This window comes from Achromobacter aloeverae (assembly GCF_004121055.1).
GTDB lineage: Bacteria > Pseudomonadota > Gammaproteobacteria > Burkholderiales > Burkholderiaceae_B > Bordetella_C > Bordetella_C aloeverae.
In genome coordinates, this window is record NZ_PYAL01000001.1 from 1049394 (window position 1) to 1064424 (window position 15031).

The following is a 15031-nucleotide window of genomic DNA, read 5'->3' on the forward strand; positions in this document are numbered from 1 at the left end:
AGGACGGGATCGTCCCCGCCGCCGATGTACCTGTTTCAGGATGCTTGCGGGCATGCCCCGCGCGGGCAAGCCGGCCGGCGCATCCGGGAATGGCCGCCATGCGGGTTTCCCTGGATACTGGGCGTGTTCTTAATTAAGTAGGATGTCCAACATCCTACTTCGTGCACATCAAGGCGCGATCCCATAACAACCAGGAGACAAGACGGCCATGGCTGTACCCTATTCGCCGCTGAAGCGGTTCGTCGTCCTCGACCTCTCGCGCGTACGCTCCGGACCGGCCGCCGTCCGCCAGTTCGCCGACTGGGGCGCCGACATCATCAAGATCGAGGAGCCCAGCGAGGTCAAGGACGACAAGCCGGGCGGCGCCGCCAAGTTCAGCGACTACCAGAACACCCACCGCAACAAGCGCAGCCTGACGCTGAACCTGAAGGATCCGCGCGGCAAGGCCCTCTTCCTGGAGCTGGTCAAGCGCGCCGACGTCCTGGTGGAGAACTACCGCCCCTCGGTCAAGAAGAAGCTGGGCATCGATTATGAATCGCTGCGCGCCATCAACCCGCGCCTGGTGTACGCCAGCATCTCCGGCTTCGGCCAGGACGGCCCCTATGCCGACCGCCCCGGCCTGGACCAGATCGCCCAGGGCCTGGGCGGCATCATGTCCGTGACCGGCGAGCCCGGGCACCCGATGCGCGCCGGGATCCCCATCGCCGACCTCAGCGCCGGCCTGTTCGCCGCCATCGGCGTCCTCATCGCCCTGCTGGATCGCGAACAGAGCGGCCAGGGCCGCTGGGTGCAGACCTCGCTGCTGCAAGCCCAGGTCTGGATGATGGACTTCCAGGCCACCCGTTGGCTGATCGACGGCGAGGTGCCGGGCCAGTCCGGCAACGACCATCCGACCAGCGCGCCCACCGGGGTCTATCCCACCGCCGATGGCCATATCAATATCGCCGCGATGGGCTCGACCATGTTCAGTCGCCTGTGCGAAGTGCTGGGCATGCCGGAAATGATCAAGGATCCGCGCTTCACCGAAGCCGGGCTGCGGGTGGACAACCGCGCGGACCTGAACCGCGAGATCATTGCCCGCACGCGCACGCGCAACAGCGCCGACTGGATCGCGGCCTTGAACGCCGCGGGCGTGCCCTGCGGCCCCATCCTGGCCATGGATGGCACGTTCGCCGACGAACAGGTGCAACACCTGCGCATGACCCGCCAGGTCGAGCACCCGCGCAAGGGACCGATCTCCATCATGGCGCAGCCGGTGAACTTCAGCGACGGTGAGCTGCCCGCGCCCCGGCCGGCCCCGGAAACGGGCGCCAACACGGCGGAGATCCTGGCCTGGCTGGGCGTGGACGCCGCCGAGTGCGAGCGTTTGCGCGGCGCCGGCGTGGTGTGACACCATCAGGCCCCCTAGCAAGCATCCTGGAACGCACCATGGCCGCCACCGACCTCGTCACCGACCCGCCCTTCGGCAACCTGGCCCGGCCCGACAACCTGCCTGACGAAATCGCCCTGCAAATCCGCGGCAAGATCCTCAGCAAGGCGTTCGAGCCCGGCCAGCGCCTGCCGACCGAACTGGAGCTGTCGCAGAGCTTCGGCGTCAGCCGCAATGTGGTGCGCGAGGCCATCGCCCGGCTCAAGCTGTCCGGCTATATCGAGACCCGCCGGGGCGTCGGCAGCTTCGTCGCCACCGACGCGGGGCAGCAGCATTTCGCGCTGACGCCGCAGGAACTGTTGCGCGCCGACGCCCTGGAGCAGGTCTACGAACTTCGCGTGGAAATCGAGGCCGGCGCGGCCGCCCTGGCGGCGCGCCATCGCACCGAGGCGCAGCTGGCCACCCTGCGCGAGGCCCTGGCCAGGGTCGACGCCTCGACGGACGATTGGCGCATCGGCGCGGACCGCGCCATCGACTTCCACATGGCGGTGGGGGAAGCCACCAACAATCCCTATTTCGTGCGCCTGCTGGGCCACTTCAGCCGCGTGATCGGCGATGCGGTGCGCACGCTGCGCTACAGCAGCACGGGCACCGACCGCATGGCGCAGGTCGAGGAAGAGCACCACCAGATCCTGGATGCCATCGCCGCCGGCGACAGCATCGCGGCGCGCCTGGCAATGCGGCGCCACCTGGAGCGCGGCATGGAACGCCGCAAGGCGATGCTGGAGGAGAAAGGCAAGCCGGCGCAATAGCGCAACAGCGCAATAGCGTGCTATGCCCGTGCCTCGAGCCGCGGGCCACGCGACACGAGAACAGACACCGCGGCGGCCCGCGCCGCGTGGAAAACAAACAGGACGCACCATGACCGTCGAACGACTACTGCAGGACCGCATCACCGAAAACCTCATCGTGGAAAAGCGCGGCAATGCCGGCTGGATCACCTTCAACGACCCAGGCCGCCACAATGCCGTGTCCTATGCCATGTGGGAAGGCATCCCGCTTGCCCTGGAAGCCTTCCGCAACGATGGCGACATCCGCGTGGTGGTGCTCACCGGCGCCGGCGAAAAGTCCTTCGTCAGCGGCGCCAACATCTCGCAATTCGACCAGTTGCGGTCCGGCGAAGAAGCCGTGCAGGCCTATGAGCGCGTGGCCGAGGCCGCCCAACTGGCGCTCTACGACTACGACAAGCCCACCATCGCCCGCATCCGTGGCTACTGCATCGGCGGCGGCCTGAACATCGCGCTGTGCTGCGACCTGCGCGTGGCGTCGGACGACAGTTCGTTCTCCATCCCGGCCGGCAAGCTGGGCCTGGGCTATCGCATGACGGCGATACGCAACCTGGTCACCGCGGTGGGTCCCGCCAACGCGCTGGAGATCTTCCTGACCGCCAACCGCTACAAGGCCGCGCAGGCGCGCGAGCTGGGCCTGCTGCACAAGGTCACGCCTGTCGCCGACCTGGACGCCGCGCTGGACATCTACATCTCCCAGATCGCCGCCAACGCGCCGCTGACCCTGCTGGCCGGCAAGAAGATGATCCGCCAGATGCAGCAACTGGGACCGGAAGTGGACCAGCAAGCCATGACCGCGCTGGTATTGCGGTGTTTCGACAGCAATGACTATCGCGAAGGCCGCAAGGCGTTCGCGGAGAAGCGGGCGCCGGTGTTCACCGGGACATGATCGACTAGACCCGATCGACTAGACGCAATCGGCGGAATGTCGCGGACGTCGCGCCTTGCGACGCCCCGGCGATCCGGACGCAATCGCTGCATCACAGACCCAGGCCAGGCCGCCACGCGGCCCGGCAGGGGACCGGCTTGCCCGCGCGGGCAAGGCGTTTCGGCAGTACTTCCACCCCGGGCGGGACGCAAGCGGCAGGTATTAGCCGCGCGGCCATCCGGTATCCGACAGACCTACATCGACAACAACGGAGACAACGATGAAATCGAACCTGGCCAGCCTCATCCTGGCGACGAGCGCCGCCTTCGCGGCCGCACCCGGCAGCGCCCAGGCCGCCTATCCCGAACAACCCATCCGCCTCGTCATCGGCTACGCCGCCGGCGGCACCACGGACATCCTGGCGCGCGCGTTGGGGGAACAGCTGGGCAAGGCGCTGAACCAGTCGGTCATCATCGAGAACAAGCCGGGCGCGGCCGGCAACCTGGCCGCCAGCTATGTGGCGCAATCGAAGCCGGACGGCTATACCTTGTTCATGGCCACCGTCGCCAGCCATGGCATCAACCCGGCCCTGTACAAGAACCTGGGCTACGAGCCGGTCCAGGGATTCGCGCCGGTCGGCATGGTGGCGTCGATACCCTTGGTGCTGATCGCCAATCCCAAGCTGCCCGTGAAGAACGTGGAGGAGCTGGCGGCGCTATGCCGCGAGAAACCCGGCGCCATGAATTACGCTTCCAGCGGCAACGGCTCGCCGGTGCACCTGGCGGGCGCGATGTTCGCGCAGGACGCACATGTGAACATCGTGCACGTTCCCTATCGCGGCGGGGCCCTGGCGAATACCTCGGTGATCACGGGGGAAACGCAGTTCAGCTTCGCCACGCTGCCGGCCGCGCTGCCGCAGGTGAAAGCGGGCACGCTGCGCGCCCTGGCCGTGACCACGCGGGAACGTTCCGACCAGTTGCCCGACGTGCCCACCGTGGCGGAAACCAAGGGCTTTGCCGGTTATGAGATCAACACCTGGAATGCCGTCATGGCGCCCGCGGGCACGCCGCCGGCGGTCGTGGACAGGCTCAACCAGGCCATCAGGCAGGCCATGTCCTCGCCGGAGCTGCTCAAGCGCTTCCAGGGCGAAGGCGCGACGCCCAAGACCAGTACGCCCAAGGAGTTGTCGGCCTTCGTCGATGCCGAACTGAAGAAATGGGCCGGGGTCGTCAAGAGCGTGAATATCAAGCTGGACTGATCGTGCCCTGCCTTGGGCGGCGCCCCGCGACATATCGGACGCGGGCGCCCGCCCGAAGGCGGCCCCATGGCGTGACGCGCCGTCCGCTTACGCCTGCTTCCATTCCAGCGGCCACGCGCCGCTGAGGACGTTCTGCAACCAGAGGGTGCAAGTCAGCGTTTTGGAGTCGGTCACGCGCCCGTCGCGGCAGGCTTCGTAGAGGTCCTCGACCGCCATGGCATGGACGTCCAGGAATTCGTCGGGATCCAGTTCGGCGGCGCCGGCCTGCAGGTTGCGCGCGAAATAGATGTGGATGATCTCGGTGGAGTACGCGATGGCCAGGTGCAAGGCGCCGGCATAGGCCCATTCGCCGCCCCGGTAGCCGGTTTCCTCCAACAGCTCGCGCCGGCCGCAGTCGTAGGGATCCTCGCCCGGATCCAGTTTGCCGGCGGGGAATTCGATCATGACGCGGCCCACGGGATAACGGTACTGGCGCTCGACCAGCACGCGGCCGTCATCCAGCAGCGGAATGACGACGACCGCGCCCGGATGCACCACGTATTCGCGCGTGGACGTGTTGCCGTTGGGCAGGCGCACGGTGTCGCGGCGCGCTTCCAGGAAGCGGCCGTGGAACAAGGTCTCGCGGCCGACCAGGGTCTCGACCAGATGGGACTCGTCGGCGGGCGAAATCGCGGATGCGGTCTCGATGCCTGGCGCGGCGGAATGTTTGTCGTCGGGGCTAGTCACGATGTCTCGGGATGTTCGGGAAAAGCATTTACTTTAGCAGCCGGGCATGACAGGTCATACTGGGCCAGGTTGCCTATGCGGACCGCCGCCGCTTGCCGCCGAGGGCCAGCTGCACGAAGGCCTCGACCAGTTGCGCGCGCACCGCTGAAGGCTGCCATAGGACACCCACGGTGCGCGTGGGCCGTGGCGCGGGCAGCGTCCACTTTTTCAGCGCGGGATCCGCGCGGCCGATGACCGGCCAGTCAGGCAGCACGGATACCCCCAGCCCTTCCGAGACCAGCTTGGCGATCGACTCGATGCCGTCCAGTTCGAAGCGCACGCGCGGCCTCACGCCGCGCTCGCGCAGATAGTCGTCGGCCAGACGTCCCCCCACCACGCTGCGGTCATAGCGGATGAAGGGCTCGCGCGCGGCGATGGCCAAGGCGTCGCGGCCGGCGACATCGTGGCGCGTCAGCAAGATCAGCGGTTCCTCGCGCAAGGGGCGCCAGGCATAACCCTTGGGCAGGTCGAACAAAGGATGCACCAGCACCGCGGCGTCCAGTTCGCCTGCCAGGACGCGGCTGTACAGGCGCACCGTGGAGCCCGGGTCGATATAGATTTCGATATCGGGATGGCGTGCCACCCATTGCTTGAGTACGGTCGGCACGATGCCTGTCAAGGCGGTGGGCGTGGCGCCCAGGCGCAGCGGCCCGGCGGGCAGGTCCGTGCCGGAGGCGGCCGACTTCAAGTCGCGCACTTCGTCCACCAGGCGCCTGGCGCGTTCCATGATGCGATTGCCGGCCACCGTGGGCCGCACATTGCGGCCGGACCGCGCCACCAGCTTGCTGCCGACCGAGGCCTCCAGCGCCTTCAGCCGCTGCGCCACCGACGCGGGCGTCAGGTCCAGCCGGCGCGCCGCCTCGGCGATGGACCCGGACTCGACCACATGGATGAAGCTTTGCAGGAAGCGTGTGTCCATATGCCTTGGTATATGAATGCGATGCGTGAATGCGATGCGGCCGGCCACCCTGCGCCGCGCAGGTATCGGCAAGGCGCACCCCGCCATCGGGAAGATGGATATTACATCTTCACAAGATGCCGGAACGCTATTTTTCTTTTTCCTGGATTCCCGAAGAATGTGCCTCGTTCCCCTGGTTTCCGCCCTCTTTCGACGGCGGCGTCCAGCGTCCATCCGATTCCATACCCATCATTCCCAAGGAGTTCGCCGTGCCCCGTATCGCCTCGGTCCAGTTCTGCCATGCCGCCGTCCCGCTCGACAAAGTCACGTCCTTTTCCACCCGCACCGTCAGCACCCGCCACTACGGCCTGGTCAAGGTGCGCAGCAGCGACGGCGTCGAAGGCATCGGCTTCTGCTATGTCGGCAGCGCCGCCGGCCAGCTGTTTTCCGTCGCCGTCGAACAATTGCTGGCGCCGCTCCTGGTGGGCGAGGACAGCAGCGCCGTCGAGGCCCTGTGGCAAAAGATGTACAACGAATCGCTGCTGCAAGGCCGCGCCGGCACGGTGATGCGCGCCATCAGCGCGCTGGACACCGCCCTGTGGGACCTGAATGCGCGCAGCGCCGGCCTGCCCCTGCACCGCTACCTGGGCGCGACGGCGCTGGACCGCGTGCCGGCCTATGCCAGCGGCGGCTACTACCTGGATGGCAAGACGCCGGCCAAGCTGGGCGACGAACTGGCCAGCTATGTGGCCAAGGGCTTCACCGCCGTGAAGATGAAGGCCGGCCGCCTGAGTCCGAAGGAAGAGGAAGATCGCCTCCGCGCGGCGCGTGCCGCGGTGGGCCCGGACATCGAACTGATGCTGGACCTGAACAATGCCTGGACCGACGTCACCCAGGCCATGCAGTACGTGCGCCGCTTCGAGCAATACGACCCCTACTTCCTGGAGGAACCTTTCTCGCCGGACGACATCGACAGCCACGCCAAGCTGGCTCGGCTGACCCGCGTGCCGGTCGCCACGGGCGAAATCGGCTACGGCCGCTGGTATCACAAGGAACTCCTGGACAAGGGCGGCGCCGCCATCCTGCAAACCGATGCGCTGGTCTGCGGCGGCATCACGGAGTGGAAGCGCATCGCGGCCACCGCCGCCAGCTATGGCGTCGTTGTCTGCCCGCACTGGTTCCACGACGTGCACGCGCCGCTGGTGGCGGCCACGCCCAATGCCCGCTATGTCGAGTTCTTCTGGGATGACCAGGTGCTGAACTTCCGCCGCCTGGTCGACCGGCAACTGGAGCACCGCGATGGCCACGTCATCCTGCACCAGGAGCCGGGGCTGGGCTTCGGCTTCGACGAAAAGGCCGTCGCCCGCTACGGCCAGTGGGGCAGCGTCGACGCCAAATAACAAGCCGCCGGCAAGGCATCGGCGGCACGGCGGCATCCCGGGCATCCCGGGCATCCCGGGCATTCCCGGCACACGGAGGAGGAGACTCTCATGCATCGCAAGGAATTCCTGCGTACCACGCTCGCCGCCATGGCGACCCTGGCCCTGCCCCGCGCCCGCGCGGCGACCAATGGGTGGCCCAACCGGCCCATCAACTATGTGGTGGCCTTTCCGCCGGGTAGCAACACCGACGTGCTGGGCCGCATCGTCGCCCAGCACCTGGGCGACGCGCTGCGCACCTCGGTCGTGGTGGACAACCGGCCGGGCGCCACCGGCATGATAGGGTCGGCCTACGTCGCCAAGGCGCCCGCCGACGGCTACACCCTGCTGGGCGCCAGCATCGCGTCGCACGCCATCAATCCCAGCCTGTTCCGCAATATGCAGTACGACCCGGTGCGCTCCTTCCAGCCCGTCACCATCATCGGGATGAACGGCAATACGCTGGTGGTCAGGCAGGAGAGCCCCTATCGCAGCGTCGCCGACCTCATCGCCGACGCCCGCAAGCGGCCCGGCGCGATCGCGTTCGCGTCCTCGGGCATAGGCACCACCCAGCACTTGTCCGGCGTGCTGCTGGAGCAAATGGCCGGTGTGAAGATGGTGCACGTGCCCTATTCCAGCCGCTCGGCGCTGCCGGACGTGATCGGCGGGCAGGTCGACTTCATGTTCGAGGGGCCGACGGTCGTCCCGCATGTGAAGGGCGGCAAGCTGCGCGCGCTGGCGGTGACCTCCCCGCGGCGCCTGGAAAGCCTGCCCGACGTGCCTACCATGATGGAAGCAGGCGTGGCCGGCTACCAGGTGCAGGCGTGGCAAGCCATCTTCGCGCCGGCCGGCATGCCGGCCGACATCCTCGATAAGCTTTATCGCGCCATCGCCGACGTGCTCAAGCAGCCCAAGGTGCTGGCGCAGCTGCGCGACATGGGCGTGGAGCCCTCCGGTATGCCGCCACGGGAATTCGCGCAATTCCAGCAGGCGGAGATACGCAGGTGGGCCGAGGTGGTGAGCAAGGCCGGCATCAAGACGGAGGGTTGACGCGGCCCCGGGGACGGCGCGCGCTGCCGGCCTGCCCCCGGGATTTGGAGCATGGCTGGCACCGCGCGGACTGCCGTATAGTCTCCCGATATACATACAAGATTCGGCGCCGGACCCGCCGCCCATGCGGCGACCCGATGCGCGGAAGAATCCCGCGGCTCGCGGATAAACGAGGAGGAAGACAATGACGAGCAGTCCCGCCATCACCCTGCGCCGGCGCATCGCCACCGGCGCCCTGTTGGCAAGCGCCTTGCTGGGTAGCCTGGCCGTCACGGGCTCGGCCCGGGCGGACACCTATCCGGACAAGCCCGTCAAGGTCGTCGTGGCGTTCACGGCGGGCGGTACGACCGATATTCTTACTCGCAGCGTCGCCAACCTGCTCAGCCAGCGCCTGAAGCAGACCTTCATCGTCGAGAACAAGCCCGGCGCGGGCGGCAACATCGGCACGGAATACGTCGCGCGATCGGCGCCGGACGGCTATACCCTGATCGTCGATTCGGTCGGCCCGATCGCGGTGAACTCCAGCCTCAACAAGCTGAACTACGATCCGCTGGTCGACCTGGTGCCCGTCATCCAGCTCGCCGACGTTCCCAACGTGCTGGTGGTGCCGCCCGACCTGCCCATACACGACATGAAGGAGTTCCTGGTCTACGCCAAGGCGCACTCGGGCAAGCTGAACTACGGTTCGACGGGCATAGGCACGTCCTCGCACCTGTCCAGCTATATGCTGATGCAGCTCAATGGCCTGCAGGCCACGCACGTGCCCTACAAGGGCGCGGACGCGCTGAACGATCTTCTCACCGGCCGCGTGCAGTTCATGTTCGCCACCATCCCGTCGGTGATCGGCCAGATCAAGGCCGGCAAGCTGCGGGCGATCGCGGTGAGCAGCGCGCGCCGCTCGGCCTCCATGCCCGATATTCCCAGCGTGGCGGAAAGCGGTTTCCCTGGCTTCGAGGCCGGATCCTGGTTCGGCATGTTCGCGCCCAAGGGTACGCCGCCGGAGGTGATCGCCACGCTCAATACGAACATCAACCGCTTGCTGCCGGAACTCAAGGACAAGATGATCGCCGAGGGCGCCGACCCGGTGGGCGGCAGCGCCGCGGACTTCGGCAAGTTCACGCAGGCGGAACAGCGCAAATGGAGCGCGCTGATCAAGCAGATGAACACCAAGGCGGAATAAGCCCGTCCGCCTGGGCGCGACGGCCGGCGCGTGGCTATTCCAGTGAGCGCGCCAGTGAGCACGCTGCCTGCAGGCGCCTAGCGCCGCGCATGGCGCCGCAGCCGCCATTGCAGCGCTTCGAAGAACAGTTCGCTGGCCAGCGCCAGCGCGGCGGCGGGCACCGCCCCCGCCAGCATCAACGCGCGGTCGTTCAATGCCAGTCCGGTGACGATGCGCTCGCCATATCCCCCCGCGCCGATGAACGCCGCGATGGTGGCCGTGCCGATGGCGATCGACGACGCGGTCCGGATACCGGCGATGATGGTCGGCCGCGCGAGCGGAAACTGCACCAGCCGCAAGGCCTGCCAGGACGTCATGCCCAGCGCGATCGCCGCCTGCCGCATCGATCCCGACACCTCGCCCAGGCCGGCGCAGGTATTGCTGAAAATGGGCAATAGCGCGTAGAGCATCAATGCCGTCAACGCCGGCAAGGCGCCGATCGCGCCGGTCAGCGATATCAGCACGGCCAGCAGGGCCAGCGAGGGTATGGTCTGCAACAGCCCCGCCAGGCCCAGGGCCAGTGCGCGCAGCCGCGGCCGCGCGTGCACCAGGATGCCGGCCGGCACCGCCACCAGGCAGGCGGCCAGGACGGCCACGCCCACCAGCAGCAGATGCTGCGCCGTCAAGCGTCCCAGGTCCGGGCCGAACAGCTTGGCCCAGAACCCACGCGCGCCGCTGCCGGGAGCGGGCGCGGTCCGTCCCTGGCTGCGCGCCGCCAGCCAGTCGTGCGCGATGGCCTGGAAGGAAACGCCGTCCAGCTCGGCCCGCGCGTTCATGGCGATCATGGCGCGCTCGTCGATGCTGCCTGCCAGGTCGCGCATCGCCGCCCAGGCGCGGGGATGCCGTTGCGGCAGGTCCAGGCGATAGAGCACCACGGCGTCGTAGCGGGGGAAATAGCCGAGATCGTCGCGCAGCACGCGCAGGTCCAGCGCCTTGATCTTGGCATCCGTCGTGTAGATATCGATGACATCGACCTGCCCCTTGGCCAGGGCCTCGTAGGCCAGGCCATGGTCCAGGCCCACCGGCGCCTGCCGATAGCCGTAACGCCGGGCAAGGCCGCGCCAGCCGTCGGCGCGGCCGATGAACTCGTTCGACAAGCCCAGGCGCAGGTCCTGATGCCGGGCCAGGTCGCTGAGCGTGGCAATGCCCAGGCGGTCGGCGTCGGCCGCGCGCATGGCCAGCGCATAACCGTCGTTGAAGCCGAACGGGATGTCGGCGCCCAGGCCGCGCGCGGCCAGTTCGGGCTGCATCTGCGCCAGGGTCAGCGGGCGATCGCTGCGCAGGATTTCCTGCGCGATCGTGCCTGCATATTCGGGATACAGGTCGATGCCGCCGGTCTGCAAGGCCTGGTAGACGATGGCGGTGTTGCCCAGCCCCTGCCGGACGACCGGCGCCTGCCCCGTCCGCGCGGCGACGGCCTGGGCCAGCACTTCCGCGAGGATGTAGGACTCGGTGAACCGCTTGGAGCCGATGCGCAGCGGCGTGGGATCCGCCATGGCGGCTGGCGTTGTCGCATGCGCCGCATCGACGACATGGACCGCGTTGGACGGGGAGCCTGGATCGGCCGCGGCGGGCGCGGCGGAAGCTGGAGCGGCAGGCGCTGCGGACGTTGGAACGGCGTTGGCGGCCGAGACCGGGGCGACGGCAGCCGCGAAGGCGGGGGCGACCTCGAAATACGACGCGGTCGCCAGGCAGCATGCCAGCGCGACCACGGCCGGGATCGCCGTCATTTCCCGGAAAAAACGCGCTAGCAGGCGGCGGATCAAGCCAGGCATCGGGTCGGCTACTCCAGGTCGATAGCGGGTCGAGGATCGGTCGAGCGGTCGGTCAAGGGGTCGGTCGACGGCGGCGGATGAGGGCTATCTAGCTTATCATCGACCCATGGCTTCCATTCCCCTCTTCCCGCTGGGCAACGCCGTCTTTCCCGCCGGCGTCCTGCGGCTGCGCATCTTCGAGGTGCGCTACCTGAGCCTGGTCGAACGCTGCATCGCCGACGGCACGCCCTTTGGCGTGGTCCCGCTGCTGGCCGGCAGCGAGGTCCGCACGCCGGACGGCGGCGAGGTGCTGGCCCAGGCCGGCACCCTGGTGCGGGTGGAGGAAAGAACCGCGCCCATGCCCGGCCTGATGCAGATCACGTGCAGCGCCGGCCAGCGCTTCCGCCTGCGCGCCAGCGAGGAGGGGCAATACGGCCTGTGGCACGGCGAGGCCGACCTGCTCGCGGACGACCCCGTGCTGCCCGTACCGCAGCGCCTGCAAGGCTGCGCCAATGCGCTGGGCGCCTTGATCGCCCAGTTGCAGCGCAGCGGCACGCCCGCGCATCTCATGCCCATGGTGCCGCCCTTCCGCCTCGACGAGTGCGGCTGGGTGGCGGACCGCTGGGCCGAACTGCTGCCCCTGCCGATGGAAGAGAAGGCGGCGCTGCTGCTATCCAGCGATCCGCTGCATCGGCTCGCGCTCATCCATACCGCACTGGCCGATCGTCGGCTGCTGCCGCCCGAAGACGCAGGCGAATAGCGCCTCGAATAGCGCCTCAATCTTCCCGCAGGTCTATCGATTCCCCTTCATCCCGGACGCCGGCGATGGCGTCGTCGCAGGTGCGCTGCAACAGCAAGGCGACCAGGCTGGTCCAGCCGGTCTGGTGCGACGCCCCCATGCCCCGGCCGTCATCGCCGTGGAAATACTCGTGGAAAAGGACCATGTCGCGGGTCGCCGGATCGGTCTGCAAGGCCGGATAGCCGGCCATCGAGGGACGGCGGCCGGACGCATCCTTGACGAAGAGCCCGATGACCCGGTCCGACAGGGCCCGGGCGATCTCCCGCAGGCTGAGCAGCTCTCCGGAGCCGGTCGGGTACTCGACGCGGAAGTCGTCGCCGTAGTAGCGGTGGAATTCGTAGAGCGACTCGATCAGCAGGTAGTTGACCGGCAGCCATACCGGCCCGCGCCAATTGGAATTGCCGCCGAACACGCGGCCTTCCGATTCCCCGGGCAGATAACGGATGCCGAAGCTGTCGGTCCCATGCTGGTAGACGAAGGGATGTTCACGGTGATAGCGCGACAGGGCGCGCACGCCGTGATCGGACAGGAATTCATCCGCGTCGAGGGCGCGGCGCAGCAGGGCCTTGGTGCGATGCCCGCGCAACAGCGACAGCAGCACGGAATTGCCCGCGCCGTGTTCCGTCCAGCGCGAAACCAGCCGCGCCAGATCCGGCCGATGCCGCAGGAACCAGCGCAGGCGCTCCTTCAGTCCGGGCAGGCGCCCATGCACGCGCTCCTCCAGCACGTGCACCGCGAACAGCGGAATCAGGCCGACGATGGACCGCACCCGCATGGGCTGGCTGCTGCCGTCCGGCAGGTGCAGCGCGTCGTAGAAGAATTCGTCTTCCTCGTCCCACAGGCCCCGTTCGTCCTCGTCGCCGCTGTTGACCGCCCCGGCGATATAGAGGAAATGCTCGAAGAACTTGACGCCGATGTCGACGAACGTCCGATTGACGGTCGCCAATTCCAGGGCAATGCGCATCATGTCCAGCGCGTAGGCCGCCATCCATGCCGTGCCGTCCGCCTGATCGATATGGCCGCCGGTGGGCAGGGGCGCCGATCGGTCGAAGATGCCGATGTTGTCCAGGCCCAGGAAACCGCCCTGGAAGATATTGTGGCCGTCCGCGTCCCGGCGGTTGACCCACCAGCCGAAATTCAACAACAGCTTGTGGAAGACCAGTTCCAGGAATTCATGGTCCGGACGGCCGGTCCAGGCCCGGTCGATCTCGTAGACGCGCCAGGCGGCCCAGGCATGCACGGGCGGATTGCCATCCCCGAAGGCCCATTCGTAGGCGGGCAACTGGCCGTTGGGATGCTGGTAGCGGTCCTTGACCAGCAGCAGCAGTTGCTGCTTCGCGAATGCCGGATCGACCAGCGCGAACGCCGCCGCCTGGAAGGCCAGGTCCCACGATGCGTACCAGGGATACTCCCATTTGTCCGGCATGGAAATCACTTCGCCGTTGGCCAGGTGGCGCCAGTCCGCATTGCGTCCATGCTTGCGGCGCGCCGGCGGCGTGGGCTGCGCCGCATCGCCATCCAGCCAGCGGCTGACATCGAATTCGTAGTACTGCTTGGACCATAGCAAGCCGGCGAGCGCCTGCCGTTGCACCAGGCGGGCGTCGGGATCGGTCAGGGCCTGCTGCAAGCAGGCATAGAAAGCATCCGCCTCCGCGCGGCGCAGGGCAAACAGGCTGTCGGCGTCATAGGGAGCATGCGCGTGGTCGTGGGCATCCGTGGCGCGAGGGCTGGCCTGGCTGCCCGCATCCTTGCCGGCCGGTGGGTGGCCGGCCGCGGCCGCCGTGGCGAGCGGCCGCCAGCGCAGCGTCATTACCTGGCAGCCCCCCGGGGGCAGGCGCAATTTCAGATAGGCCGCCGCACGCGTGCCCGCATCGTGCCGCACCGCATCCGCGTCGCCATGCACCAGGTAGTCGTTGAAGCCGTCCTTGAACGGCCCGGCCCCCTCGCTGCCGAACAGGCGGCGCACGTTGGTCTCGTTCTCGCAAAACAACCACCGGGGCGTCGCCGCATCCGCGTGCGCGGTGATCAGCAGCGGCTCGTGGGCGCCGTGGCGCGCCACGACTTCCTCCCCCGATGCGCCGGCGCGGCGGCGCAGCGATGGCTTGCTCCGGTCCCCATTCCAGGACCAGGTATTGCGCGCCCAGAATTGCGGCAAGAGATGCAGCTCCGCCGGCTCGTCCGCGCGATTGTGCACCGTGACGCGCATGGTGATGTCGTCATACGCATGCTTGGCATATTCCACGAACACGTCGAAATAGCGCTGATCGTCGAACACGCCCGTATCGAGGATTTCGTACTCCACCTGGTCGGGGCCGCGCCGGGCGTTCTCCGCCACCAGGTCCGCATACGGGAAGGCGGCCTGCGGATAGCGGTACATCATCCGCATGTAGGAATGCGTGGGCGTGGCGTCCAGGTGGAAGTACAGCTCCTTGACGTCCTCGCCGTGGTTGCCCTCCGCATTGTTCAAGCCGAACAGGCGTTCCTTGATGATGGGGTCGCGGCCGTTCCACAAGGCCAGTCCCACGCACCAGCGCAGTTTTTCGTCGCCGAAGCCGGCGATGCCGTCCTCGCCCCAGCGATAGGCGCGGCTGCGCGCGTGATCATGCGGGAAGTAGTCCCATGCGGTGCCGAACTCGCTGTAGTCCTCGCGCACCGTGCCCCATTGCCGGTCGCTAAGGTACGGCCCCCAGCGACGCCAGGGCGTCTTGTCGGCGGCGTGCAGGCGCCTGCCTTCTACGGTATCGAACAGCCCAGGGGGCAGCTTGAACGGCATGGACGTTTCCAG

General features: G+C 67.7%; 12 protein-coding genes. 8 read left to right on the forward strand and 4 right to left on the reverse strand.

What is annotated here, in order from left to right; all coding sequences use genetic code 11:
• Nucleotides 1-208 precede the first annotated feature (208 nt).
• The 4 genes from C7R54_RS04580 (at nucleotide 209) to C7R54_RS04595 (ending at nucleotide 4343) form a co-directional block, all read left to right on the forward strand.
• Nucleotides 209-1390 (forward strand): CaiB/BaiF CoA transferase family protein, encoded by a 1182-nt coding sequence (locus C7R54_RS04580; protein ID WP_129148962.1) that lies wholly within the window; start codon nucleotides 209-211, stop codon nucleotides 1388-1390.
• Between the two features lie 38 nt (nucleotides 1391-1428).
• Nucleotides 1429-2181 (forward strand): FadR/GntR family transcriptional regulator, encoded by a 753-nt coding sequence (locus C7R54_RS04585; RefSeq protein ID WP_129148963.1) that lies wholly within the window; start codon nucleotides 1429-1431, stop codon nucleotides 2179-2181.
• A gap of 109 nt (nucleotides 2182-2290) precedes the next feature.
• Nucleotides 2291-3106, forward strand: a complete 816-nt coding sequence (locus C7R54_RS04590) for an enoyl-CoA hydratase (RefSeq protein WP_129148964.1) — start codon at nucleotides 2291-2293, stop codon at nucleotides 3104-3106.
• A gap of 259 nt (nucleotides 3107-3365) precedes the next feature.
• Nucleotides 3366-4343 (forward strand): Bug family tripartite tricarboxylate transporter substrate binding protein, encoded by a 978-nt coding sequence (locus C7R54_RS04595; protein WP_129148965.1) that lies wholly within the window; start codon nucleotides 3366-3368, stop codon nucleotides 4341-4343.
• An 87-nt stretch (nucleotides 4344-4430) separates the two neighbouring features.
• Here C7R54_RS04595 and C7R54_RS04600 read toward each other — a convergent pair whose 3' ends face one another.
• Both C7R54_RS04600 and C7R54_RS04605 read right to left on the reverse strand, forming a co-directional pair.
• Nucleotides 4431-5030, reverse strand: coding sequence for an NUDIX domain-containing protein (locus C7R54_RS04600; RefSeq protein WP_377813609.1), 600 nt, complete (start codon nucleotides 5028-5030; stop codon nucleotides 4431-4433).
• A 112-nt stretch (nucleotides 5031-5142) separates the two neighbouring features.
• Nucleotides 5143-6027 carry a LysR family transcriptional regulator gene (locus C7R54_RS04605; RefSeq protein ID WP_129148966.1) on the reverse strand — a complete coding sequence of 295 codons (885 nt, stop codon included), beginning with the start codon at nucleotides 6025-6027 and terminating at the stop codon, nucleotides 5143-5145.
• 248 nt (nucleotides 6028-6275) lie between these two features.
• Here C7R54_RS04605 and C7R54_RS04610 point away from each other — a divergent pair, with 248 nt between their 5' ends.
• From C7R54_RS04610 to C7R54_RS04620, 3 genes are all read left to right on the forward strand, one after another.
• Entirely contained in the window at nucleotides 6276-7406 is a 1131-nt protein-coding gene (locus C7R54_RS04610; protein ID WP_129148967.1) for a mandelate racemase/muconate lactonizing enzyme family protein, read from the forward strand.
• Between the two features lie 90 nt (nucleotides 7407-7496).
• Nucleotides 7497-8474 (forward strand): Bug family tripartite tricarboxylate transporter substrate binding protein, encoded by a 978-nt coding sequence (locus tag C7R54_RS04615; protein ID WP_129148968.1) that lies wholly within the window; start codon nucleotides 7497-7499, stop codon nucleotides 8472-8474.
• A gap of 184 nt (nucleotides 8475-8658) precedes the next feature.
• Nucleotides 8659-9654 carry a Bug family tripartite tricarboxylate transporter substrate binding protein gene (locus C7R54_RS04620; protein WP_129148969.1) on the forward strand — a complete coding sequence of 332 codons (996 nt, stop codon included), beginning with the start codon at nucleotides 8659-8661 and terminating at the stop codon, nucleotides 9652-9654.
• Nucleotides 9655-9731: 77 nt separating this feature from the next.
• Here the strand turns inward: C7R54_RS04620 and C7R54_RS04625 are convergent, their stop codons facing one another.
• Entirely contained in the window at nucleotides 9732-11189 is a 1458-nt protein-coding gene (locus C7R54_RS04625; RefSeq protein WP_129149450.1) for an ABC transporter permease/substrate-binding protein, read from the reverse strand.
• Nucleotides 11190-11574: 385 nt separating this feature from the next.
• On the opposite strand from C7R54_RS04625, the gene C7R54_RS04630 reads away from it, so the two are divergent.
• On the forward strand, nucleotides 11575-12207 hold the full coding sequence (locus tag C7R54_RS04630; protein ID WP_129148970.1) for an LON peptidase substrate-binding domain-containing protein: 633 nt from the start codon (nucleotides 11575-11577) through the stop codon (nucleotides 12205-12207).
• Nucleotides 12208-12223: 16 nt separating this feature from the next.
• Here the strand turns inward: C7R54_RS04630 and C7R54_RS04635 are convergent, their stop codons facing one another.
• Entirely contained in the window at nucleotides 12224-15019 is a 2796-nt protein-coding gene (locus C7R54_RS04635) for an MGH1-like glycoside hydrolase domain-containing protein (RefSeq protein WP_240039368.1), read from the reverse strand.
• Nucleotides 15020-15031 lie beyond the last annotated feature (12 nt).